The following is a 226-nucleotide window of genomic DNA, read 5'->3' on the forward strand; positions in this document are numbered from 1 at the left end:
TAAAAAAATCCAAGTGCATTGTATCCGCCCCATGAACCTACCGGGCGACTTGTCAGTGTTTGAAGTTCCAAGGCAGGAGTGCATCGATATCGGGCTCTGCTTTTGCTAGCTCTTTCATGCACTTGACCATGTAGTCGTAGAGGATAAGACCGTTGGCTTTCGCGGTCTCGACGATACTGTAAAGCATCGCGCTCGCATCAGCACCGTTTGGTGTGTTAGAGAACAG

The 226-nt window shown here is 49.6% G+C and carries 1 protein-coding gene; it reads right to left on the bottom strand.

Annotated elements, in window-relative coordinates:
- Window positions 1-52: 52 nt before the first annotated feature.
- Window positions 53-226 (bottom strand): transposase domain-containing protein (locus AB4167_RS22065; RefSeq protein WP_372137029.1); only part of this gene is annotated, 174 nt, incomplete at its 5' end.

It is taken from the genome of Vibrio sp. 10N.286.49.E11, from assembly GCF_041469505.1.
Taxonomy (GTDB): Bacteria; Pseudomonadota; Gammaproteobacteria; order Enterobacterales; family Vibrionaceae; genus Vibrio; species Vibrio crassostreae_C.